The sequence below is a fragment of the Mesorhizobium sp. LNHC209A00 genome, from assembly GCF_000502915.1.
Lineage (GTDB): Bacteria > Pseudomonadota > Alphaproteobacteria > Rhizobiales > Rhizobiaceae > Mesorhizobium.
On sequence record NZ_AYWT01000009.1, the window covers coordinates 34,647 to 55,959 of the forward strand.

Annotated in this window: 24 protein-coding genes and 1 pseudogene; 8 read left to right on the forward strand and 17 right to left on the reverse strand. The window is 62.9% G+C overall.

The features are described 5' to 3' along the window. Positions 1-13: 13 nt before the first annotated feature. From X739_RS145350 to X739_RS145325, 8 genes are all read right to left on the reverse strand, one after another. A complete protein-coding gene (locus X739_RS145350) occupies positions 14-625 on the reverse strand; it encodes a LysE family translocator (RefSeq protein WP_023795263.1) in 612 nt (203 codons plus the stop codon). A 192-nt stretch (positions 626-817) separates the two neighbouring features. Next, positions 818-1,105, reverse strand: a complete 288-nt coding sequence (locus X739_RS145345) for a YkgJ family cysteine cluster protein (RefSeq protein ID WP_051410607.1) — start codon at positions 1,103-1,105, stop codon at positions 818-820. A gap of 100 nt (positions 1,106-1,205) precedes the next feature. Continuing rightward, positions 1,206-1,373 (reverse strand): hypothetical protein, encoded by a 168-nt coding sequence (locus X739_RS1000000168280; protein WP_023773488.1) that lies wholly within the window; start codon positions 1,371-1,373, stop codon positions 1,206-1,208. 1 nt (position 1,374) lies between these two features. Then, complete coding sequence (locus X739_RS145340; protein WP_023773487.1) at positions 1,375-1,782, reverse strand: hypothetical protein; 408 nt, start codon at positions 1,780-1,782, stop codon at positions 1,375-1,377. Next, positions 1,782-2,009, reverse strand: coding sequence for a hypothetical protein (locus X739_RS145335; RefSeq protein ID WP_023773486.1), 228 nt, complete (start codon positions 2,007-2,009; stop codon positions 1,782-1,784). The genes X739_RS145340 and X739_RS145335 overlap by 1 nt, the downstream gene beginning before the upstream one ends. A 343-nt stretch (positions 2,010-2,352) precedes the next feature. Next, a complete protein-coding gene (locus X739_RS145330) occupies positions 2,353-2,562 on the reverse strand; it encodes a cold-shock protein (RefSeq protein ID WP_010915421.1) in 210 nt (69 codons plus the stop codon). Between the two features lie 217 nt (positions 2,563-2,779). Then, positions 2,780-3,601 carry an SDR family NAD(P)-dependent oxidoreductase gene (locus X739_RS01000000166375; protein ID WP_198026152.1) on the reverse strand — a complete coding sequence of 274 codons (822 nt, stop codon included), beginning with the start codon at positions 3,599-3,601 and terminating at the stop codon, positions 2,780-2,782. Positions 3,602-3,684: 83 nt separating this feature from the next. After that, positions 3,685-4,353 (reverse strand): glutathione S-transferase family protein, encoded by a 669-nt coding sequence (locus X739_RS145325; RefSeq protein ID WP_023795265.1) that lies wholly within the window; start codon positions 4,351-4,353, stop codon positions 3,685-3,687. A gap of 167 nt (positions 4,354-4,520) precedes the next feature. On the opposite strand from X739_RS145325, the gene X739_RS145320 reads away from it, so the two are divergent. Further along, complete coding sequence (locus X739_RS145320) at positions 4,521-4,706, forward strand: CsbD family protein (protein WP_015318399.1); 186 nt, start codon at positions 4,521-4,523, stop codon at positions 4,704-4,706. A 28-nt stretch (positions 4,707-4,734) separates the two neighbouring features. Here X739_RS145320 and X739_RS1000000168285 read toward each other — a convergent pair. Both X739_RS1000000168285 and X739_RS145315 read right to left on the reverse strand, forming a co-directional pair. After that, a pseudogene (locus X739_RS1000000168285) lies at positions 4,735-4,996 on the reverse strand (metallophosphoesterase); the annotation flags it as partial. Positions 4,997-5,134: 138 nt separating this feature from the next. Continuing rightward, positions 5,135-5,767, reverse strand: a complete 633-nt coding sequence (locus X739_RS145315; RefSeq protein ID WP_051407659.1) for a TetR/AcrR family transcriptional regulator — start codon at positions 5,765-5,767, stop codon at positions 5,135-5,137. Between the two features lie 149 nt (positions 5,768-5,916). Here X739_RS145315 and X739_RS145310 point away from each other — a divergent pair, with 149 nt between their 5' ends. The 5 genes from X739_RS145310 (at position 5,917) to X739_RS145290 (ending at position 10,461) form a co-directional block, all read left to right on the forward strand. Next, positions 5,917-6,690, forward strand: a complete 774-nt coding sequence (locus X739_RS145310; RefSeq protein ID WP_023773480.1) for an NIPSNAP family protein — start codon at positions 5,917-5,919, stop codon at positions 6,688-6,690. A gap of 225 nt (positions 6,691-6,915) precedes the next feature. Further along, a complete protein-coding gene (locus tag X739_RS145305; RefSeq protein ID WP_023795266.1) occupies positions 6,916-7,689 on the forward strand; it encodes an SDR family oxidoreductase in 774 nt (257 codons plus the stop codon). 134 nt (positions 7,690-7,823) lie between these two features. Beyond that, positions 7,824-9,221: a class II fumarate hydratase gene (gene fumC, locus X739_RS145300; protein WP_023773478.1), complete on the forward strand. Its 1,398-nt coding sequence runs from the start codon at positions 7,824-7,826 to the stop codon at positions 9,219-9,221. Between the two features lie 178 nt (positions 9,222-9,399). Further along, positions 9,400-9,822, forward strand: coding sequence for a DoxX family protein (locus tag X739_RS145295; RefSeq protein WP_023795267.1), 423 nt, complete (start codon positions 9,400-9,402; stop codon positions 9,820-9,822). Between the two features lie 216 nt (positions 9,823-10,038). Further along, positions 10,039-10,461, forward strand: coding sequence for a DoxX family protein (locus X739_RS145290; protein WP_023782949.1), 423 nt, complete (start codon positions 10,039-10,041; stop codon positions 10,459-10,461). On the opposite strand, the gene ppx is transcribed toward X739_RS145290, so the two are convergent. Both ppx and X739_RS145280 read right to left on the reverse strand, forming a co-directional pair. Next, positions 10,462-11,997: an exopolyphosphatase gene (ppx, locus tag X739_RS145285; protein ID WP_023795268.1), complete on the reverse strand. Its 1,536-nt coding sequence runs from the start codon at positions 11,995-11,997 to the stop codon at positions 10,462-10,464. It lies immediately after the preceding gene. After that, entirely contained in the window at positions 11,997-14,189 is a 2,193-nt protein-coding gene (locus tag X739_RS145280; RefSeq protein WP_023795269.1) for an RNA degradosome polyphosphate kinase, read from the reverse strand. The genes ppx and X739_RS145280 overlap by 1 nt, the downstream gene beginning before the upstream one ends. A 167-nt stretch (positions 14,190-14,356) precedes the next feature. Here X739_RS145280 and X739_RS145275 point away from each other — a divergent pair, with 167 nt between their 5' ends. Further along, positions 14,357-14,602 carry a zinc-finger domain-containing protein gene (locus tag X739_RS145275; protein ID WP_015318409.1) on the forward strand — a complete coding sequence of 82 codons (246 nt, stop codon included), beginning with the start codon at positions 14,357-14,359 and terminating at the stop codon, positions 14,600-14,602. 10 nt (positions 14,603-14,612) lie between these two features. Continuing rightward, a complete protein-coding gene (locus X739_RS145270) occupies positions 14,613-15,851 on the forward strand; it encodes an FAD-dependent monooxygenase (protein ID WP_023795270.1) in 1,239 nt (412 codons plus the stop codon). Positions 15,852-15,869: 18 nt separating this feature from the next. On the opposite strand, the gene X739_RS145265 is transcribed toward X739_RS145270, so the two are convergent. The 5 genes from X739_RS145265 to X739_RS145245 all read right to left on the reverse strand — a co-directional run bounded on the left by X739_RS145265 (position 15,870) and on the right by X739_RS145245 (position 20,920). Continuing rightward, entirely contained in the window at positions 15,870-16,532 is a 663-nt protein-coding gene (locus X739_RS145265; RefSeq protein WP_023795271.1) for a TIGR02117 family protein, read from the reverse strand. A 118-nt stretch (positions 16,533-16,650) separates the two neighbouring features. After that, entirely contained in the window at positions 16,651-17,454 is an 804-nt protein-coding gene (locus X739_RS145260; protein ID WP_023795272.1) for an amino acid ABC transporter ATP-binding protein, read from the reverse strand. A 25-nt stretch (positions 17,455-17,479) separates the two neighbouring features. Continuing rightward, positions 17,480-18,637, reverse strand: a complete 1,158-nt coding sequence (locus tag X739_RS145255; RefSeq protein WP_023782945.1) for an amino acid ABC transporter permease — start codon at positions 18,635-18,637, stop codon at positions 17,480-17,482. Positions 18,638-18,641: 4 nt separating this feature from the next. Continuing rightward, positions 18,642-19,829, reverse strand: coding sequence for an amino acid ABC transporter permease (locus X739_RS145250; RefSeq protein WP_023773471.1), 1,188 nt, complete (start codon positions 19,827-19,829; stop codon positions 18,642-18,644). A 62-nt stretch (positions 19,830-19,891) separates the two neighbouring features. After that, positions 19,892-20,920 (reverse strand): amino acid ABC transporter substrate-binding protein, encoded by a 1,029-nt coding sequence (locus X739_RS145245; protein ID WP_015318414.1) that lies wholly within the window; start codon positions 20,918-20,920, stop codon positions 19,892-19,894. Positions 20,921-21,313: the final 393 nt, after the last annotated feature.

The window sequence follows — 21,313 nt, forward strand, 5'->3', positions numbered from 1 at the left end:
CCAAGCGCCTCGATCACCTATCCGCCAGCGCCAGCTTGGCGCCGAGCATGACGAAGGCGCCGGCAAAAGTCCGGCGCATCCAGGTCAGCACCATTGGCCGCGACACGACATGGCTGCGGATCGACGCCGCGAAGATGCCGTAGCCGACAAAAACCACGAAGGTCAAAAACATGAAGACCGAGCTGAGCTCCAGCATCTTCGACAGTGCGTTGGGTTCGGTGGTGCTGACGAATTGCGGCAGGAAGGCGAAGAAGAAGATCGACAGTTTCGGATTGAGCACGTTGACGAGGATGCCGGTGGCGATCACCTTGCCAGCCGAGCGCGGCGCGACATTGTCGTCGACGCTCAGGCCGCCTTTTTCCTTCAGCGTGTTCCAGGCCATGTAGAGCAGATAGGCGACGCCCAGATATTTCAGCGTCTCGAAGGCGACAGCACTGGTGTGCAGCAGCGCCGCCAGGCCGGTGATGGCGGCCGCCATATGCGGGATGATGCCGAGCGTGCAGCCGAAGGCGGCAATGATCGAGGCGCGCGCACCACGCGAAAGCCCGGCGCTCAGCGTATAGAGTACGCCGGTTCCCGGCGAAGCCACGACGATCAGCGACGTCAACAGAAATTCGATGCTCACGATGATTTCCTCCGGCGCCCTACCCTGACGCAGCCTAGCCAGCAAGCGGGGTGTGCACAAGCGACCAGTAATTACAGCATGTCGCGGCGACAGGATTCGCCGACCTGCTGTAAGCTTCCGATTTTCTGCATGTCGCTGTCCCGGAACCGAGGACGCTTCGGGCGACATGCATTCGCCGCCAGGAAGCCGCCGCTAAGAGGCGGAAAATCCGAGCGCCCGGCGCGCCATCAGGCACTCGTCGTCGCCAGGCATGCAGGCGCGGCAGACATCCGGGCGCAGGTCATAGATCGTGCAAGCGGTCGACTTGCCGACTTCGCCAGACAGGGCCGAACAGCGCACGCCGTCACAGCGCATGCCCGACAGGTCGGCCGCCACGTATTTCTCCGGAATACGGTCGAGCTGCGCATCGTCCTCGGTCGAAAAGCGCGGCCAGTCGGCTGAATAGGAACAGCACGCGCCGCAGCTCTGGCAATCGAACATGGGAGCGATGCCTGGTTGAGCCGACGGCAGGCTAGTCGTGGCTGGCTGGGCAAACAGCCCCGGCTTCGCAAGATTGCGATCGGTGTCCCGCGGCAAGGCGCTACTTCTTCTTGCCGGTCTTGCCCTTCGGTGCGTCCGCTGGCGACTTGAAAAGATCGGTCGCTGCCTGGTCGGCCTCGGCGGCCTTCGGCGCGACAACCGGCTTGGCCGGCTTTGCGGCGGGAGCCGGTGCTGCCGGCTGGTCCTTGGCGGAGAATTTTATGGCCATTTCAATCCTCGTCGGCGAAACGCGATGATGGTGCGCGCGGATTGCGCAAGCGGCCGATCAACGCCGAAACCGCCGTGATGTTCATTTCCTCGGGCGACCAATTCCTGGCTTCCGCGATGTGGTGCGCCGCCAGCTCACGATGCGTGCTGCCGCTATAGGCGGCATCCTGATAGGTGACCCGCTCACGGGTCTTGGCGTCTTCGCGGACATACTCGATGAGGTAGTTCGGGCACTCGGCCCGGCCGCGCACGCCGACGCGCACCTGGGCATCGCCATGGGCGCGCTTGCAGCGTTCGAGCTTTTCCAGCACGCGCCGGACATATTCGACCGGCTTGTCCAAGGTCTCGACCATATCGGCGATGGTCACATCGGCCGCGATTGGCGTTTGCGGTACGCGCTTGGTGGCCATCAGCGTTTTCCGGCTCGTTTCGGCAACGCCGCGAGTGCCGCGGCGGCCGCCATCGCGTCGGCCTCCTTCTCCAGCCGCAACTCGCGCAGGCGCGCGGTCTTGGCTTCCCGCGCTTCGCTGACGGCGTCGCGTTCGGAAATGATGCGGTTAAGCGACATCGACTGGGTTTGCGTTTTGCTGAACAGCGACACGGCCGGATCGACGGCTGTCTTCGAATGGGCGGTCAAAATCTTTCTCCTGTCAGGAGCCTGGTGCCGATAGGACGAGACCGGGTCTTCGGTCCGGACCATGCACAAAGCGATGCGGCAGCGGATTCAAGATGCTGGAGCGTCCCTTAGCACGTTCGGCCCAATGCGCAGCGCATTTTCGGCGGCAACAAGCGTAAAATGAAAAAGGCCAGGCACCGCCTGACCTTCCCTGGGAGCGCCGCGCATCCAACTGGACGCACATGGCTAGCTCCTTATGGGCAGCACAGGCCGTGGAAACTCAGGTTCCCGTGGCCATGCGCCCGAATTCGCCGTTCACCGGTGCCAGTACATCCGTGGTCACCGGGACGGCTGAATTCTTTCTTCAGGCCGCCTTCAACTGGTCGGCGGACATCTTGCCCGACTTGTTGTCGCGGACCATCTCGTAGCCGAGCTTCTGGCCTTCGACGATGTCGCGCATACCGGCGCGTTCCACGGCCGAGATGTGAACAAAAACGTCGGCGGAGCCGTCGTCAGGCTGAATAAAACCAAAACCCTTGGTGGCGTTGAACCACTTAACTGTGCCGGTGCTCATGACGAACCCTTTCCATGGCAAATATTCGTTCGCCGTTATGCGGATGCACAACGTCGTTTGTCTCGATTTTTGATGTGGGAAGTTCGTCAAAGGCGCGCTCGGAAGCGCGGATAACAAAAGTCAGTCAAACAAATATCGACAACTTTCTTCTACGCGTGTTTCAGACGCCTGTCAAATGTTGCGCCATCGATCCGAGAATTCGACGGCTGAAAGCGCGTCATCTGGCCAACATCCATGGTGAACAAGCGTCCGCACCTGAGCGTTGCCGGCGGTCGCTCAGCGTTCCTGGTCGGTCGGTCTGATGACGATCTCGTTGACNCTCGTTGACGTTGACGCGCGCCGGCTGACCGACGGCATAGAGGATGGCGGCGGCGACATCCTCGGCGGTCAGCGCTTCCATCGTGGCGAGGCGCTGGTCCAGCCCCGCCTTCGAGGCAGCGTTGGTGATATGGTCGCCAAGCTCCGTGCGCACGAGGCCGGGCTCGATCACGGTGACGCGAACCTTGTCGGCATAAACTTCGCGCCGCAGTGATTCCGAAAAACCGACGACACCAAATTTCGTCGCCGCGTAACCGCTGGCGCCGGGATTGGCGACGCGGCCGGCGACCGACGAGACATTGACGATATGGCCCTTGGCAGCCTTGAGATGCGGCAGCGCCGCCTTGGTGACGCCCATCAGCGCCAGCAGGTTGAGTTCCACCATATGGCGCCAGTCGTCGAGCGTTGCCTCCGCTGCCGGCGAGAGCAGCATCACGCCGGCATTGTTGACGAGGATGTCTAGCTGACCCCATTCGGCCACGACCCTCCCGACCATGGCCGCGACATCGTCACTGCTGGTGACGTCGGCCTCGATGCGCAAAGCCGTTCCGCCGATTTTTTCGATGCGGGCGGCCAGAGCTTCGAGCCTCTCGACCCGACGGGCGGCGACCGCCACCCTTGCCCCGGCAGCGGCCAATGCCGCAGCCGTCGCCTCGCCAATGCCCGAGGAGGCGCCGGTGACGAGAGCAACCTTGCCGGCAAGCATGGAAGAAACGGTCATTGCAACATCTCCAAAAGGCGCCGCGCCAATGCTCCTAGATAGGCCGTCCCGATAAACGGGGAAGGCGGCTTCGCAGAGAGGTCCTATTCGTCCGGCCCCGGCTCCGGCCACGGCTCCTTCGCCGCTTCCGCATACCACTGGCGCATCGCCGGCAGCGCGAGGATGGCGTCGACATAGGCCCTGGTATCGGGCGCCAGATCCCCGCCATAGGTGTCGAAGCGGGTAATGACAGGCGCATACATGGCATCGGCCGCGGTGAAATGGCCGAACAGAAACGGGCCGCCCTTGCCGTGTTTCTCGCGGCACTCGCGCCACAGCGCTTCGATGCGGGCGCATTGCGCCTCGCCCTCGGCGTCGAGTGGCTTGTGGGCCCTCGGTCGGCGCAAGTTCATCGGCCAGCCATAGCGGACTTCGCGAAAACCGGAATGCATCTCGGTCGCCGCCGAACGCGCCAGCGCCCGGGCGCCGATATCGGCCGGCCAGAGCTTTTTCTCCGGAAAGAGATCGGCGAGGTATTCAAGGATGGCAAGGGTTTCCCAGACCATTCCGCCAGTGTGATTCGAGGACTTGTGAACCAGGACAGGGACCTGACCTGTCGGCAACACTTTCGCCAGGTTGGCGGCGGTCTCGGGGGTGCGCAGCCGCACCAAGACCTCTTCGAACGGTATCTCCAGGTGCCGCATCGCCACCCAGGGCCTGAGCGACCAGGACGAGAAGCACTTGTTGCCGATATAGAGCGTGAATTCCGACATTTGTCCCCCTTGGCGGTTTGCTCCTTGCGGAGTGCGCTGGCCGGCACCCTAGCCTGCCGGCGCGGCGCCCGAAAGACACCCTGTTTCGCCGACATAAGCGGCGGCTGTTGGAACCGAAACCGTGCCGGCTCGTTTGCCAAGGCGAACCAAACCCGGGAGATGAGAAAATGGTGAACAAGGATCAGGTCGCCGGTGCGGCCAAGCAGGTAAAAGGCTCGGTCAAGCAAGCCGCCGGCAAAGTGACCGGCGATAGGCAGACGCAGGCAGAAGGCATGGCAGACAAGGCCACCGGCAAGGTGCAGAAGGCCTATGGCGACGCGAAGGACAAGGTCAAGAAATCGCTTGACCGCTGAGGAAAGGGGCCGCGTCGAGCGGCCCTTTTCACGTCTTCAGCGATTTGCTGAAAGCGTTGGTGAAAATCACGTCGCCATGATCGTCGCCGGCTTCGCCCAGCACGACATCCAGGCTGTTGCTGGTGACACGTGCCAAGGCGAAGCCGCCCATCTAGGCGGCTTTCGGCTTGAAGAGATCGAGGCCGGCGCGTTGATAGATCATCGGCACCTCGTGCTGGTGACCGTGGAAAGACGGCAACGACGTTCTAGCCCTTCAGGGCGGGCAGCAAGGCCTGGCGGTCCGCATCGCTGCACACCAGAAAACCACGTCGTGAAAACAATAGGGACGGAAGTCGATTCATCATCGGGGAATTCAGCACAAGCGGCGTCTGTCCGTCCAGTTGGTCGAGACATCGGCCACATAGCCGGGCCCTAGCGATCCACCTGCCTCAAGTAGCGCCGTGCCGGCGCAGCACCCTGCGACGTCGCCTCGCCACCGGCTCGCCCTGCGGTGATGCGGCGAGCGAGGCGCTCCGCTCCAGCGCCGCAACGCAATCGCGCAAGGGGCCGGCGTCCTGCGCTGTCTTGGCCATCGACATGGCGCCGGAATAGGCGGCGACCGCAAACACCGCAAAATGCTCGGGATCCGTGCCTTGCTCCCTGCCCTCCCGCTGGTCGGCCCTGATCTTGTCGGCGATCGCCTGGCGCCAGGCCGAAAAGACGCCGGCAAGAGCATTCCGAAATTCGGGATCGGCGAGCGACAGTTCATGCGCCAGATTGTTGAGAGGGCAACCGCGCACGAAACCTTGCCGTTCCAGTTCCGCCGCCACGGCGTCGAACACTTGACGCACGCCCTCGCGAGCCGAAACCGCCTGCCGCACCGGCGCGATCCACGTCTCCTCGACCGCCGCCGCCACGCGCTCGTCGATGACCGCCAGAGCCAGCGCCTTCTTGGTCGGGAAATGATGATGCAAGGCGCCACCGCTGACGCCTGCCGCCGCCATCAGGTCGCCGAGGCTGGAAGCATGGTAGCCGCGTGCCTGAAACGCCGCCTCGGCGACATCGAGCACTTTGCGGCGCATGCCTTCGGGGTCATTGATGCGTTTACCTCGGACTCGCCGCGGCCGGATGTTGAGCTCTGCTGACATTGTCGAAGGATAGCATGTTGACAAAACAGGGCAACCGGTCTGTTTATAAACAGGATGATCAACCTGTTTTGGAGACTCCGCGGATGAACCCGATCCCGAATGCCACGCCTAAGCCGGCGGTACTCACCTCGCCGATAGTCGAATTGCGGCAGTACACGTTGAAGCCGGGCCGGCGCGAAACGTTGATCGATATCTTCGACACGCAGTTCATCGAAAGCCAGGAAGACGCGGGGATGACCATCATCGGCCAGTTCCGCGATCTAGACCGCCCCGATATGTTCGTCTGGATGCGCGGTTTCGAGAGCATGGATGCGCGCAAGGACGCTCTGAGTGCGTTCTATGACGGCCCGGTATGGGCGGCGCACCGCGACGCCGCAAACGCGACGATGATCGATTCCGACGATGTGTTGCTGCTGCGGCCGGCGTGGCCGGATGCCGGTTTCGATCTGTCAGGATTGCACCGGCCAACGGCCGACACGGCCAAAAGCACAAGCGAACGGAGCGGGTTGCCCAGCCTGGTTGAGATTTCGATTCATCATTTGCGGTCGGGCATCGGCGCCGACCTCGCCGGGCGCTTCCGGGCGGAGATGGTTGCGCGGCTTGCCCAGACCGCCGCGCGTCTGCTGGGCGCCTTCCTGACGGAGCCAGCCGCAAACACCTTCCCGCGACTTCCCGTGCGCGCCGGCGAAAACGTCTTCATGACCGTTATCGGCTTCCCCGACGGCGATGCCCATGCCAGCCATCGCCTCGCCACTTCGCCGGTGTGGCAGGCGCTTGGCCAAAACATGCAGGCCATCAGCATAAAGCCGGTCGAGACATTGCGGCTGGCGCCCACGGCCCGGTCGCTGTTGCGGTGATCAGCGGCCGGTCAATTGTCCCGTCATCGCCGAGGCGACAAAGGCCGGGTCCTCCCAATGGGATCGCGACCGCAATTTTGCGCCCAGACGAGACGGGATCAGGTCGGGCGCTTGCGCCGAACGCCGGCCGAAGTTCATACCCTTGGATAGCCTGATGGCTTGACCCCGTCACGGACTTGCGGTGCGATCCCTCTGTTTGAGGGCAAACGCATGGTGAGGTGCGTGATGAGGCTTCGCGGCAAGCGGGCGGTGGTCACCGGCGGATCGGACGGCATCGGCCTGGCGATCGCCGAGGCATTCCTGCACGAGGGCGCCGATGTCCTGATCGTCGGCCGCGACGCGGGCAAACTCGACACCGCTCGCCATAAGCTGACGGCCCTCGGCTCGAATGGCATGGTGGCGATATTGTCGGCCGATCTCGCCACCAGCCCCGGCCTCGCAGCGGTCGTCGAGCAGGTGAAAGAATCCGGCCGGCCACTCGACGTTCTCGTCAACAATGCCGGTGTCGCCTATCTCGTGCCGTTCGAGAGTGTCAGCGAGGCACAGTTCCAGCACTCTTTCGCGCTCAATGTGACGGCGGCCTTCTTCCTCACCCAGGGGCTGCTGCCGCATCTCGGTGCAGGTGCATCCGTCATCAACATCTCCTCCTATTTCGCCAACAAGATGATCCCGAAGCGGCCATCAAGCCTCTACTCCCTGTCCAAAGGCGCGTTGAACTCGCTGACCAAATCGCTGGCCTTCGAACTCGGCCCGCGCGGCATCCGCGTCAACGCAATCGCACCCGGTACGGTGGACACGGCAATGCGGCGCAAGACTGTCGACAACCTGCCGGCCGAGGCACAGGCGGAACTGAAAGCCTATGTCGAGCGCAGCTATCCCCTCGGCCGCATCGGCCGCCCTGACGACCTCGCCGGGATGGCGGTCCATCTCGCCAGCGATGGTGCCGCCTGGACCAGCGGCGGCATCTTTTCGATTGACGGGGGGTATACGGCGGGGTGAGTCATCTCCGCCGCGATAGGGGAGACCGGCTATAGCTTCAACCGATTTGCATCCTTACCGTTCGCATTCTCCGCTTGAAGCCATTTGTGCAACGCGATACGCCGTTGCCCAAATCGACAGACCGGAGCCTTGCCGTGAGCACGCAAAAGACGAGAACCGAAACCGATACGTTCGGCCCCATCGAGGTCGCCGCCGACCGTTATTGGGGCGCGCAGGCGCAGCGTTCCCTCGGCAATTTCAAGATCGGTTGGGAGAAGCAGCCGGCTTCGATCGTGCGCGCGCTGGGCATCGTCAAGCGGGCGGCGGCGGAAGCCAACATGGAACTCAAGCGGCTCGATCCGGTTATCGGCAAACCGATCATCGAGGCCGCGCAGGAGGTCATCGACGGCAAGCTCAACGACCACTTTCCGCTGGTGGTTTGGCAGACCGGCTCGGGCACGCAGTCCAACATGAACGCCAACGAGGTGATCTCGAACCGCGCGATCGAGATGCTGGGCGGCGTCATGGGCTCGAAAAAGCCGGTCCACCCCAACGACCATGTCAATATGAGCCAGTCCTCCAACGACACCTATCCGACGGCCATGCACATCGCCTGCGCCGAACGGATCATACATGACCTGATCCCCGCGCTGCACCACCTGCACAAGGCGCTCGCCGCCAAGAGCCGGGATTTCAACCACATCATCAAGATCGGCCGCACCCACACGCAGGATGCCACGCCGCTGACGCTGGGCCAGGAATTCTCCGGCTATGCGGCGCAGGTCGCCTCCTCGATCAAGCGCATCGAGCAGACGCTGCCCGGCTTGCAGGAACTGGCGCAGGGCGGCACCGCCGTCGGCACCGGCCTCAATGCGCCGGTCGGTTTCGCCGAGCGGGTGGCCGATCGCATCGCCGCCATTACCGGCGTCGCCTTCGTCACCGCGCCGAACAAGTTCGAGGCGCTCGCCGCCCATGATTCCATGGTGTTCTCGCACGGTGCCATCAACGCCGCGGCCGCGGCACTGTTCAAGATCGCCAACGACATCCGTTTCCTCGGCTCCGGCCCGCGCTCGGGCCTCGGCGAATTGTCGCTGCCGGAAAATGAACCGGGCTCCTCGATCATGCCGGGCAAGGTCAATCCTACCCAGTGCGAGGCGATGACGCAGGTCTGCGTGCAGGTGTTCGGCAACAATGCGGCGCTGACCTTCGCCGGCAGCCAGGGCCATTTCGAGCTCAACGTCTACAATCCGCTAATGGCCTACAATTTCCTGCAGTCGGTGCAGTTGCTCGCCGACGCTTCGGTCTCCTTCACCGACAATTGCGTCGTCGGCATCGAGGCGCGAGAGGACAACATCAAGGCGGCGCTCGACCGTTCGCTGATGCTGGTGACTGCGCTTGCGCCCACCATCGGCTACGACAACGCCGCCAAGATCGCCAAGACCGCGCACAAGAAAGGCACGACGTTGCGCGAGGAAGCGTTGGCAACCGGACTGGTCAGCGAGGCCGACTATGACCGCCTGGTGCGGCCGCAGGACATGACGCATCCGGGGTGAAGGCATTTTTCGGCGGGAGAATGTCCTCACTCCAGCGCATCGATTGACACGAATTTCCGTTTTTTACCGGCTCACAGAAACGTATGCCCTGTGAACAATGTGTCGCCGGACAGGCGGCTTTGGTGAACAGTCGGCATGGTCTATCTGATGGGGCATCAACCTCTTTCGGAGAGCCACCATGTCCACAAACACCTCCTTCGCCGGCAGCGGCACCGCATCCAACAGCTCCGTCACCATCCTCATCGGCCGTATCCTGCTCGCGGTCATTTTTCTGCTTTCCGGATTCGGCAAGCTCACAGCCATTTCCGGCACCGCCGCCTATTTCGGCGGCCTCGGCCTGCCGGTACCAACGGCGACGGCCGTCATCGTCGGATTGATCGAGCTGCTTGGCGGCCTTGCCGTCCTCGTCGGTTTCCAGACCAGGGTCGCCGCCTGGGTGCTCGCGATCTTCACGATCGCGACCGGGCTGGTCGCCCACACCGGCTGGGCCGACCAGATGCAGATGATCCAGTTCCTCAAGAATGTCGCCATCACCGGCGGTTTCCTGCTGCTGGCCTCTTCGGGTGCCGGCGCATATTCGATCGACGCCAAGCGCGGCTGAGGTTTTCCTCCAAGGACCTGAAATGAGCGGCGCGGAATTTTCCGCGCCGCTTTTTCGTTATGGGATCACAGGCCTACAGCATGTCGCGGCAATTCGCCCACCCTGCTGTAAGCTTGTGATTTTATGCATGTCATTGTCCCGGAACCTAGGACACTCCCGGGCAACATGCATTAGATTGCAACGGCGCCGGCGACCGTGCCGGCAAGGGAGGGAGCCATGGGTCGCAGTGCATTGCTTCTGGTTTCACGGCTGTTGTTTGCCGTGCTGTTCGTGCCGTCCGGCTTCCAGGCGCTCGCCAACATTGCCGGCACCACCAGCTATTTCGCCAGTCTCGGCATGCCGCTGCCGGCGCTCGCCGCCTGGGGCACTGGCCTTTTCGAGTTGATCGCGGGGCTGCTGATCCTCGTTGGTTTGCAGACGCGGATCGTGGCACTCCTGCTGGCCGGCTTCTGCGTCGCGGCCGGCTATATCGGCCATTACGGCCAAGGCGCCGAGGATGCGACGCTCGCCTTCCTGCACCAGCAGATGCTGATGAAGGATATCGCGATATCGGGTGGGTTCCTGGCGCTTGCCATGGCCGGCGCCGGCGCATGGTCGGCCGACAGTCGCGGCTTCGGCATCGGCGCCGACGCGACTTGACTATTTCGCCGACACGCTCTGCCCGCCCTCGACCGCCAGCACCAGACGCCGGTTGGTGATGCGCGCCAGTTGCGCCAGCCGGCCGGCCGGGCGCTCGCCGTACAGGTTGGAGAGCGAAGCCGGTAGTACTAGCGCCAGCGCGCCGTTCGGGCGGCTTTCCCATTTCAGCCTCGGCATGATGCCGGGCATGGCGGCCGTCAGCAGATAGACGACGCGCATCATCGCTGCCAGCACGCGGGCGCGCTCCAGCAGGCGCGGCGGCGCCAGCGCCTTGATTTCGGGCGCCACCAATTCATTGAAGACGCCATCATGACGGTAGGCGTTGGTCAGCGCTAGGTAGGCGCGGCCGGGGTGATCGACACCGATGAACGAGGCATGCGCGATGATGTTGAGCGACTGCTTGCCGCGATATTCCGGATGAGCGCGCCAGCCGATATCGGCGAGCAGGCAGGCGGCATGGCGATAGCGCGCTTCGTCTTCCGTCTCGTCGATGCCGAACGCCTTGAAAGCCTTGCCGGTCCATTCGACCAGGTCATGCGCGTGATGGACCGAACGCGAGCGCAGAAGCGCAAGCTCCTCGGCGGCCGAGATCAGCGGATCGGCCTTCTGCTCGGCCGCATCGAGCAGCGAATAGAGGAAACCCTCACGCACGCCTTGCGCCGAAACGATGATCCTGGACGGCTGCATCGCCGTCATGATCTCCTGCAGCACGAGAGCGCCATAGGGCAGCAGCGAGCGGCGGTTCTTGGAGACACCCTCGATACCCCTCACCTTTTCGACTTCGCCCCTGGTCACCTGCTTGAGGAAGTTCTGAGCGCTTTCGGCCGATATTTCGTAGTGGTGCATGACGCCGAGCGGGTAGTTGTTCATCTCCATATGCAGCCTGGCGAGGTTTCGCCAAGTGCCGCCAACAGCGTAGAAAGTCCTGCCTTGTCCGCCCTTCAAGAGCTTGGCCCGGGCCAGTTCCTGGCGCGCGATCTTCTGTGCCTGGACGAGCGAGTTCTTCGCCATGTCCTGCAGGCGCAGGCCGCCGAGCGGCAGCGTGATACCGTCGCCGATCGCCTCGCCATCAATGTCTATGAGTTCGAGGCTGCCGCCGCCAAGGTCGCCGGCAATGCCGTTGGCCGGGTGGAAGCCGGAGATGACGCCGAGCGCGGAATAATGCGCTTCCTGGCGGCCGGAGAGCACACGGATTTCGGTGTTGAGCACATCCTCGGCACGATGGATGAAATCAGGACCGTTGATCGCCTCGCGGGCGGCGGCGGTTGCCAGCACGTACATGTGTTCGGCGCCAGCCTGGTCGGAGAGCGCGCGGAAACGGCGAAACTCCTCCATCGAGCGCGCCACGCCCTCCGGGTCTAGCTTCCCCGTCGACACGATGCCGCGGCCGAGGCCGGCCAGCATCTTTTCGTTGAACAGCATGGTCGGCGAGCGCGCCAGCCCCTCATAGACGACGAGACGGATCGAATTGGAGCCGATGTCGATGATGGACAGCGGTCGGCGGTCCTGCAGCCGGCCCTGGGAATTGGACAGCATCAGGTGGTGGCGTTCTTCTTGCGGCGCTTGAACTGGGCTATTCGCTTGGGCGCATGCGATTTCAGCGCGTCACCCCGTCCCGACAGGCTCGGATTGGTCATGAAATATTCCTGCGCGTTGAACTGTTCCTCGCCCTCCTCCAGCACCACGCGCCGGGAGGTTCCATCAGCCAATACGTCGAAACTTTGCTGATTGTCCATGATGTTGCCCAGCATGATCTGGCCCAGAATCTGTTCATGCACAGTTGGATTGGTGATCGGCACCATGGTCTCGACGCGGCGGTCGAGATTGCGCGGCATGAGGTCGGCCGAGGAGATGTAGACGATCGCCTCGTCCGACGGGAGGCCGTGGCCGTTGCCGAAGCAGTAGATGCGGCTGTGCTCGAGGAACCGGCCGACGATCGACTTGACCCTGATGTTTTCCGACAGGCCCGGCACCTGCGGCCGCAGGCAGCAGATGCCGCGCACGACGAGGTCGATCTCCACTCCGGCGCGGCTTGCATCGTAGAGCGCATCGATGATGATGGGATCGACGAGCGCGTTCATCTTCATCCAGATACGCGCCGGCCGTCCCTCCAACGCATGGGTGACCTCGTCCGAAATGTGCTGGAGGATGCGGTTCCTCAGCGTGAACGGCGAGATCGCCAGCCGCATCTCGGCGGTCGGCTCGGCATAGCCGGTGATGAAATTGAACAATTGGGCGACATCGCGGGCGATCGTCGGGTCGGTGGTGAAGAAGGACAGGTCGGTGTAGATGCGCGCGGTGACCGGGTGGTAGTTGCCGGTGCCGAGATGGACGTAATTGCGCAGCTTGCCGTCCTCGCGCCGCACCACCAGCGACATCTTGGCGTGGGTCTTGAGTTCGAGGAACCCGAACACGACCTGGACGCCGGCACGTTCGAGATCGCGCGCCCAGCGGATGTTGGCCTCCTCGTCGAAACGCGCCTTGAGCTCGACAAGCGCCGTCACCGACTTGCCGGCTTCGGCCGCATCAACCAGAGCACGCACGATCGGGCTGTCGTTGGAGGTGCGATAGAGCGTCTGCTTGATCGCCACCACTTCGGGATCGGCCATTGCCTGGCGCAGGAACTGCACCACCACGTCGAACGACTCATAGGGGTGATGGACGACGATGTCCTTCTCGCGAATGGCGGCGAAACAGTCGCCGCCATGCTCGCGGATACGCTCGGGAAAACGTGGGTTGTAGGGGATGAATTTTAGGTCGTCGCGGGGAACGGAGACGATCTCGGAGATCTGACTGAGCGCCAGCGGCCCGGTGAGCACACTGATGCGGCTCGACGAGACGCCAAGCTCGCCGGCGACAAAATCGCGCAATTCCCCGGGCATCAGCTTGTCGAATTCGATTCGGATGACCGAACCGCGGCGGCGGCGCTTCAGCGCCGTTTCGAACAGACGCACGAGATCTTCCGATTCCTCTTCGACCTCGATGTCGCTGTCACGAATGATGCGGAACGTGCCGGAACCCTTGACCTCGTAGCCGGGGAAGAGCTTGCCGATGTAAAGGCCGACCGCCTCCTCCAGAGGGATGAAGCGGACATGGTGCTTGCGGTCCGGCAGGCGGATGAAGCGCTTCAGCGCCACCGGCAGGCGCAAGAGCGCGCTCATCTCCTCGCCATTCTTGCGATGGCGAAGCTGCAACGCCATCGAGAAGCCGAGATTGGGAATGAACGGGAACGGATGCGCCGGGTCGATCGAGAGCGGGGTCAGCACGGGAAACACCTGCTCCTGGAAATGGTCTTCCAGCCAGACCTTCTCGTCCTTGGTCAGCGCGTCGCGGGTGATGGTTTCGATGCCTTCCTTGTTGAGCAGCACCGTGAGGGCCGACAGGCTCTTCTGCTGGTCCTCCTGCAGCCGCTCGACCTCACGCAGCAATTGTTCGAGCTGCTGTTCGGGAGTGCGTCCGTCCGGGCTCTTCAGCACGATGCCTTCGCGCACCTGGCCGGCAAGGCCGGCGACGCGCACCATGAAGAATTCGTCGAGATTGGCGGCCGAGATCGACAGGAAGCGGACGCGCTCCAGCAGCGGGTGATGGGTGTTCAGCGATTCCTCGAGAACGCGGCGATTGAACTGCAGCCAGGAGAATTCGCGATTGACGAAGCGGTCCGGATTGCCTTCCGGGCTCGCTGCCGCGACATTGTTGAATTCGCTCTGTACCGGCTTCAGTTCGTTCATGATTCCTGCTCTTCCGCCCGCCTCGGCCGGTTAACCGGCTTAACTTATCCTGTGGCAGGCTTTTGCGACAGTTCTCTGACAGGCTTTTGCGACAGTTTGATTTCATCGAACTTGCAAACAGACTTGATATGATCCAGATGCAGAGCGACTGCGTTAAGGAGACGACGATGGCAGGCGGTTCCATTCCCCATTTCCAGAACGATGCGGGCCACCCGGCGATCGACATCGGGGTCAAGGAATTCATGTGCACGGGCGCCAACCCGCCTTTCGACCATCCGCATGTTTTTCTCGACATGGGCGACGACAATGAGAAAGTCTGCCCTTACTGCTCGACCCTCTATCGCTATTCGCCGAAGCTGAAGGCGACCGAAACGCTGCCGGCGGGCTGTCTCTACATCGACCAGGCCGCCTGACCTTCCGATCATGAGCGAGACGCAGTCCCGGCAAGTCGTGATCGCCGGGGCTGGCATCGCCGGGCTGACAGCAGCGATTGCCTTTGCCGAACGCGGCTATTCCGTGAGGGTGTTCGAACAGGCGCAGCGCCTCGAAGCGGCGGGCGCCGGCATCCAGCTCTCTCCTAACGCGACGCGCATACTGCGCCAGCTTGGCGTGCTCGACACGCTTCTTGCCAATGCCGTCCGGCCGGAAGCCGTGGTGCTGAAGGACGCCGCGAGCCTGCGCCAACTGGCACGCGTGCCGCTTGGCGGAGCCGGCGAGGAACGCTGGGGCGCGCCCTATCTCCTGGCGCACCGGGCGGATCTGCAAGACGCCCTGATGGGGCGCGTTGCGCAACTGCCCGACATCGATCTCACCACCGGTGTGCATGTCAGCAGCGTGGCCTCCGGTTCACTCGTTATCACCAGGACAGACGGGGTCGGCCGCAAGGTCATCGATATCCAAGGATCTCTGCTGGTCGGCGCCGATGGCGTCTGGTCAGCGGTGCGGAGGTTTGCCAGTCCAGGCAGCGGAGCCGGCTTCGCGAAAAGCCATTTCTCCGGCGAACTGGCCTGGCGGGCGACGGTGAGCGCGGACAACGAGGCGGGGCGAGCCTTCGCCGCGATCGGCGCCACCGACTGCGTCACCACCTTCCTGCACCCGGGATTCCACATGGTCGCCTACCCCGTCAGCAGGGGTAGCGCCTTCAACCTTGCCGCCTTCACCCGGGGCGAGCGCATCGCCGAGGGGTGGTCACGCAGTGCCGACCCCGCCATCCTTTCGGGCGCCATGCGCCGCACCGCGCCGGCGCTGGCGCAATTAGTGGAATTCGCTGGCCCGTGGACCGCCTTCCCCATCCACACGGTCGAGCAGCGACGCTGGACTGTGCCGGAAGGCATCGCGCTGATCGGCGACGCCGCGCACGCGATGACGCCGTTCGCGGCGCAAGGTGCTGCCATGGCGATCGAGGACGCCGCGACGCTGGCCAACCTCGTCGCCGACATCCCCGGCGACCTGACGCAAAGCCTCATCATCTGGGAGAACCTGCGGCGGTCGCGCATCGCCAAGGTCATCCGTCGCGGCGCGCTCAACCGGCTTGCCTGGCATGCCCATGGCCCGGTGGCGTTGGCCCGCAATCTGTTTCTGGCGGCGCGACCGGGAGAGAAGCTCGCCGCCGATCTGGACTGGCTTTACGGGTGGGAGCAGCAGCGGATCATCCCTCGGTGAAAGGAGCCAGCGGCAAAGCTAATTATACAGCCGCATGGACAGCCCAAGCGAAACCGGCAGCGGGTTCCACCAGCCGGTGCGCAGGCCGGCAGTGCGCAGTGCAGCCGCCGTCCAGGTGTTGCAACCGATCAGCGCGTTGAAATGGCCATTCGCCTCATAAAAGCGGTCGAAATTGGAGTAGCCGGCATTGTCGACGACGATCGGGCCGTTCGGCCCCTGCTGAAAGCTCGCTTCGATGAAATCGAGCAATGCGGCAAAACGGTCTTCGCCCACGTCGAAGCCTGCGACATCGGGGTGCGGCTCGGGAATATTGCCGGCGACGTCGACATGCATCACCGACGCATCGAGCGTCAAAGCCTTGAATGCGGGCAGCGCCTTCAATTGCGACCATGTCGGCGTTTCCAGGTAGAAGGCGCGCCCGCCCCAGCCGAAGACGAGGTAGCGCACATCGGGCGCGTCCGAAGGCAGGCCGGCATCGGCCAGAAAATGGAAGCGCCGGCGCACCTCGTCATCCACCGGAATGGCGATGTCGGTGTGGATCGGATTTTTCAGCACCAATATGTGCATGATGCCCTCGCCCGCTGCGGCTGCCGGCCAGAGCGGGCGCGGCACCAGCGTGCCGAGCGACACGGCGAGCACCAGTGCTGCAACCAGCATGGCCAGGAAACGCAGGAGTCTCATCGGCGCGGCTTCGCGTGCCCATTCGCGGCTCAATCAAGAAGATCATTATCCGATCGGCCAGAGGCAAGAAAGCCCGGCCGCGGCGCGACCGGGCTTTCTCGAGTTGGCGTCAGTCCGCTCAGTGCAGGATCTGCGACAGGAACAGCTTCGTGCGCTCATGGCGCGGATGGTCGAAGAACTCGGCCGGCGTGTTCTGTTCGACGATCTGGCCCTGATCCATGAAGATCACCCGGTTGGCGACTTTCCGCGCAAAGCCCATCTCGTGGGTGACGCACAGCATGGTCATGCCTTCCTCGGCAAGGCCCACCATCGTCTCCAGCACTTCCTTGATCATTTCGGGATCAAGCGCCGAGGTCGGCTCGTCGAACAGCATGATGCGCGGGTTCATGCACAGCGAACGCGCGATCGCCACGCGCTGCTGCTGGCCGCCGGAGAGCTGGCCCGGATATTTGTTGGCCTGCTCCGGGATCTTGACGCGCTTGAGGAAATGCATGGCGATCTCCTCGGCCTGCTTCTTCGGCGTCTTGCGCACCCAGATCGGCGCCAGCGTGCAGTTCTCCAGGATGGTCAGGTGCGGGAACAGATTGAAGTGCTGAAACACCATGCCGACCTCGCGGCGCACCTCGTCGATCTTCTTCAGATCGTTGGTGAGTTCCTTGCCATCGACGATGATCTTGCCCTTCTGGTGCTCTTCCAGCCGGTTGATGCAGCGGATCATGGTCGACTTGCCCGACCCGGACGGTCCGCAAATGACGATACGCTCGCCGCGCATCACCTTCAGATTGATGTCCTTCAGCACATGGAACTCGCCGTACCATTTATGCATGGCGATGATGTCGATGGCGACATCGGTGTCAGAGATATGCATCTTGGCCGCGTTGACCTTGATCTCTTCCGCGCTGACGGCATTTTCAGTGGCCATGGCTGGGGTCCCCTTGTTCTTTTGTTTAGCGTTTGTAGCCGGTGTCGAGCCGGCGTTCCGTGTACATTGAATAGCGCGACATGCCGAAGCAGAACAGCCAGAAGACGAAGGCGGCGAACACAAGACCGGATTTCGCGGTCTGCGCCGTAGCCCAGTTGGCGTCGGAGAAGTTCTGCTTGACGATGCCGAGCAGGTCGAACATCGAGATGATGAGGACTAGGCTGGTGTCCTTGAACATGCCGATGAAGGTGTTGACGATGCCGGGTATGACCAGCTTCAGCGCCTGCGGCAACACGATCAAGCTCATCTTCTGCCAGTAGCCGAGACCGAGCGAATCGGCGCCTTCATACTGGCCCTTGGGGATCGCCTGCAGGCCGCCGCGAACCACTTCGGCCATATAGGCCGCGGCAAACAGCGACACGCCGATCAGGGCCCTCAGATACTTATCGAAGCTGACGCCGGCCGGCAGGAACAGCGGCAGCATGACGCTGACGAAAAACAGGACGGTGATCAGCGGTATGCCGCGCACGGCTTCGATGAAGATAATGCACAGCATCTTGACGATCGGCATCTTCGAGCGCCGCCCGAGCGCCAACACGGTGCCCAGCGGCAGCGATACGGCGATGCCGACGAAGGACAGGCTCAGCGTGATCAGCAGCCCGCCCCAGCGCGAGGTTTCGACATGCGGCAGGCCGAATACGCCGCCGACCAGCAGGAAGAAGGAAACGATCGGCAGCACCAGGAAAAGCAGGATCGCGTTCAGCCCCTTGCGCGGCACACGCGGCATCAGCATCGGCACCAGCAGCGCCACGAACAGGATGGCGACCAGGATCGGCCGCCAGCGCTCCTCGACCGGATAGGTGCCGAACATGAACTGGCCGAACTTGGCATTGACGAAAGCCCAGCAGGCTCCGCTCCAGCCGTCGGGCTGAATGCCGCCTTGCGCGACGGTGGCGCAGACCGTGCGGTCCGGTCCGGTCCACTGTGCGTTGATGAACGCCCAGTTGATGACCTGCGGCAGAACCCAGGCGACGATGACGATGCCGAGGATGGTGAGGATGGTGTCGCCGACCGAGCCGATCAGGTTCTTGCGCACCCAGGCGATGGGGCCGCTGACGCTCGCCGGCGCGGGCTGCGCCAGCGCCATTTCGGTGCGCACCCAGGACAGATCGTGTTCCTGCATGGTCCTACCTCTCCACCAGCGCCATCCTGGCGTTGACCACGTTCATCACGGCCGAGGTCACCAGGCTGAGTATGAGATAGGCGATCATCATGATCAGCACGCCCTCGACCGCTTGTCCGGTCTGGTTCAGAACGGTGCCGGCCGTTGCCGTCAGGTCGGGATAACCGATGGCGATCGCCAGCGAGGAGTTCTTGGTCAGGTTGAGATACTGGCTGGTCAGCGGCGGGATGACGATGCGCATGGCCTGCGGCACCACTACCAGCCGCAGGATCGAACCGGATCGCAGCCCAAGTGCGGCCGCCGCCTCGGTCTGGCCCTTGCTGACGCCCCTGATGCCGGCTCGCACGATTTCGGCTATGAACGCCGCCGTGTAGCAGGACAGCGCCAGATAGAGCGAAAGGAATTCCGGTTTGACCTGGAAGCCGCCGGTCAGATTGAAGGTCGACTGCTTGGGCAAATCAAAGCTCAGCGGAAAGCCGCTCAGCACGTAAGCCAGCAGCGGCAGGCCGACGATCAGCGCGGCGGAGGTCCAGAACACCGGAAATTGCTGGCCCGTCGCCATCTGCCGCTGACGCGCCCTGCGGGCGACGAACCACGACATCGCGATGCCCACGACAAGGGCGACCAGGATCAGCCAGGAGCCGTCGCCCCAGACCGGGCGCGGAAAATAGAAGCCGCGCTGGTTGAGGAAGGAGCCGAAGGGGAGATGATAGGAATCGCGCGGCGCCGGCAGCACGGCGAGCACGCCGGAATACCAGAAGAAGATGACCAGCAGCGGCGGGATGTTGCGGAAGATCTCGACATAGACCGTGCAGATCTTCTGGACCAGCCAGTTCTGCGACAGCCGGCCGATGCCGATGACGAAGCCGATGATGGTGGCGGTGATGATGCCGGCGACGGCAACGATGATGGTGTTGATCAGGCCGACGACAATGGCGCGGCCATAGGTCGAGTCCGACGTATAGGCGATCGGCGTGTCCGAGATGTCGAAGCCGGCGCGCCCCTTGAGGAAGCCGAAGCCGGAGGCGATGTGCAGGCGCTGCAGATTGTCGATGACGTTCTGCACGATCCACCAGATGGAGCCGAACAGAACGATGACGACCAGCGTCTGAAAGAAGAGACCGCGAATTCTCGGGTCATTGACGAAGGAGCCGCGGCTCGGCTCCTCGCGTAGGATTTCCTGCGATGCCATGTCACGTCCCCTGTGAAAGAGAAACCGGAAGGCAGGAGCCTGCCTTCCGGATCACGTTTCGATCAGCGGATCGGCGGCGCGTATTGCAGGCCGCCCTTGGTCCATAGCGCATTGATGCCACGGGCAATCTTGAGCGGGCTGCCCGAGCCGACATTGCGGTCGAACATTTCGCCGTAATTGCCGGTGGCCTTGACGATGTTGACGACCCAGTCGTTGGAGACGCCAAGGTCGGTGCCGATCTTGGTGTCTGCTTCCTGGCCGAGCACACGCTTGATCTCCGGGCTGGCGGAGTTTTTCATCTCGTCGACATTGGCCTTGGTGATGCCGAGCTCCTCGGCGTCGAGCAGAGCGAAATAGGTCCACTTGACGATGTGGTACCACTGGTCGTCGCCCTGGCGAACGGCAGGTCCGAGCGGCTCTTTCGAGATGATCTCGGGCAGCACGACGTGATCGGCCGGCGAGCCGAGCGTCAAGCGAATGCCGTAAAGGCCCGACTGGTCGGTGGTGTAGACGTCGCAGCGGCCGGCATCATAAGCGGCATTGACCTCTTCGAGCTTCTCGAAGACGACCGGATTGTACTCCATCTTGTTCGCCTTGAAGTAGTCGGCGAGGTTGAGCTCGGTGGTCGTGCCGCTCTGCACGCAGACGGCGGCGCCCGAAAGCTGCAGCGCCGAATTGACGCCGGGCAGCTTCTTGGCGTTGATCATGAAGCCCTGACCGTCATAGTAGGTCGTGCCGATGAAATTCAGGCCGAGCGCGGTATCGCGGTTGATCGTCCAAGTGGTGTTGCGCGAGAGGATGTCGACCTCGCCGGACTGCAGCGCGGTGAAGCGTTCCTTGGCGCTGAGCGGCGTGAACTTGACCTTGGTGCCATCACCGAAGACGGCGGCGGCAACCGCGCGACAGAAATCGGCGTCGATGCCCTGCCAGTCACCCTTGTCGTCCGGCGCGGAGAAGCCGGCCAGACCGGTCGAGACGCCGCACTGGATGAAGCCCTTCGCCTTGACGGTGTCAAGCGTGCCCGCCGACGCGGCCGACGCCATCAATCCGAGCGTGGCGGCGCCAAGAATGCCGATAGCAATGTGTTTCATAACCCACAGACCCTTTTCTGTTTTTTCAGGCAAACCCTGATCTTTTTTCCCTTGTGAACGCAGCTCCCATCCCGTCCCATTCCCGAAACCCCGCATCGCAAACCGACGCGCCGCCTTTCCATTCACGAACAGCATCGAAGGCGATAATTCCCGTGAGGTCAAGGAAAATGACCGAATCCGACCGGGTTTGAAAATCGATTGCCTGAAATGGCTAAATTGCAGACAAACGTGCACGCGATCTGGTCAGAAGCGCGACTTGAATCGGCGAAGCTCATTTGACGCAGATGTGAGCCGGCGCTGTAGAATCCGTTCCGGGCAATACCTCGGCGTTACTGCCCCCGGCACGAAATACGTTGACGTAACGGAATACTTTCGGCCGACGATTACCCCATG

Excerpts from the sequence above, each read along its gene's own strand:
- X739_RS145290 (WP_023782949.1), top strand. The coding sequence starts at position 10,039 with ATGGGTCGCAGTGCATTGCTTCTGGTTTCACGGCTGTTGTTTGCCGTG.
- X739_RS145260 (WP_023795272.1), bottom strand. The coding sequence starts at position 17,454 with ATGGCCACTGAAAATGCCGTCAGCGCGGAAGAGATCAAGGTCAACGCG.
- X739_RS145280 (WP_023795269.1), bottom strand. The coding sequence starts at position 14,189 with ATGAACGAACTGAAGCCGGTACAGAGCGAATTCAACAATGTCGCGGCA.
- X739_RS145275 (WP_015318409.1), top strand. The coding sequence starts at position 14,357 with ATGGCAGGCGGTTCCATTCCCCATTTCCAGAACGATGCGGGCCACCCG.
- X739_RS145320 (WP_015318399.1), top strand. The coding sequence starts at position 4,521 with ATGGTGAACAAGGATCAGGTCGCCGGTGCGGCCAAGCAGGTAAAAGGC.
- X739_RS145305 (WP_023795266.1), top strand. The coding sequence starts at position 6,916 with ATGAGGCTTCGCGGCAAGCGGGCGGTGGTCACCGGCGGATCGGACGGC.
- X739_RS1000000168280 (WP_023773488.1), bottom strand. The coding sequence starts at position 1,373 with ATGGCCATAAAATTCTCCGCCAAGGACCAGCCGGCAGCACCGGCTCCC.
- X739_RS145345 (WP_051410607.1), bottom strand. The coding sequence starts at position 1,105 with ATGTTCGATTGCCAGAGCTGCGGCGCGTGCTGTTCCTATTCAGCCGAC.
- X739_RS145245 (WP_015318414.1), bottom strand. The coding sequence starts at position 20,920 with ATGAAACACATTGCTATCGGCATTCTTGGCGCCGCCACGCTCGGATTG.
- X739_RS145325 (WP_023795265.1), bottom strand. The coding sequence starts at position 4,353 with ATGTCGGAATTCACGCTCTATATCGGCAACAAGTGCTTCTCGTCCTGG.
- X739_RS145330 (WP_010915421.1), bottom strand. The coding sequence starts at position 2,562 with ATGAGCACCGGCACAGTTAAGTGGTTCAACGCCACCAAGGGTTTTGGT.
- X739_RS145295 (WP_023795267.1), top strand. The coding sequence starts at position 9,400 with ATGTCCACAAACACCTCCTTCGCCGGCAGCGGCACCGCATCCAACAGC.
- X739_RS145310 (WP_023773480.1), top strand. The coding sequence starts at position 5,917 with ATGAACCCGATCCCGAATGCCACGCCTAAGCCGGCGGTACTCACCTCG.
- X739_RS145265 (WP_023795271.1), bottom strand. The coding sequence starts at position 16,532 with ATGAGACTCCTGCGTTTCCTGGCCATGCTGGTTGCAGCACTGGTGCTC.
- X739_RS145315 (WP_051407659.1), bottom strand. The coding sequence starts at position 5,767 with ATGCGCCGCAAAGTGCTCGATGTCGCCGAGGCGGCGTTTCAGGCACGC.
- ppx (WP_023795268.1), bottom strand. The coding sequence starts at position 11,997 with ATGCTGTCCAATTCCCAGGGCCGGCTGCAGGACCGCCGACCGCTGTCC.
- X739_RS145340 (WP_023773487.1), bottom strand. The coding sequence starts at position 1,782 with ATGGCCACCAAGCGCGTACCGCAAACGCCAATCGCGGCCGATGTGACC.
- X739_RS145255 (WP_023782945.1), bottom strand. The coding sequence starts at position 18,637 with ATGCAGGAACACGATCTGTCCTGGGTGCGCACCGAAATGGCGCTGGCG.
- X739_RS145270 (WP_023795270.1), top strand. The coding sequence starts at position 14,613 with ATGAGCGAGACGCAGTCCCGGCAAGTCGTGATCGCCGGGGCTGGCATC.
- X739_RS145250 (WP_023773471.1), bottom strand. The coding sequence starts at position 19,829 with ATGGCATCGCAGGAAATCCTACGCGAGGAGCCGAGCCGCGGCTCCTTC.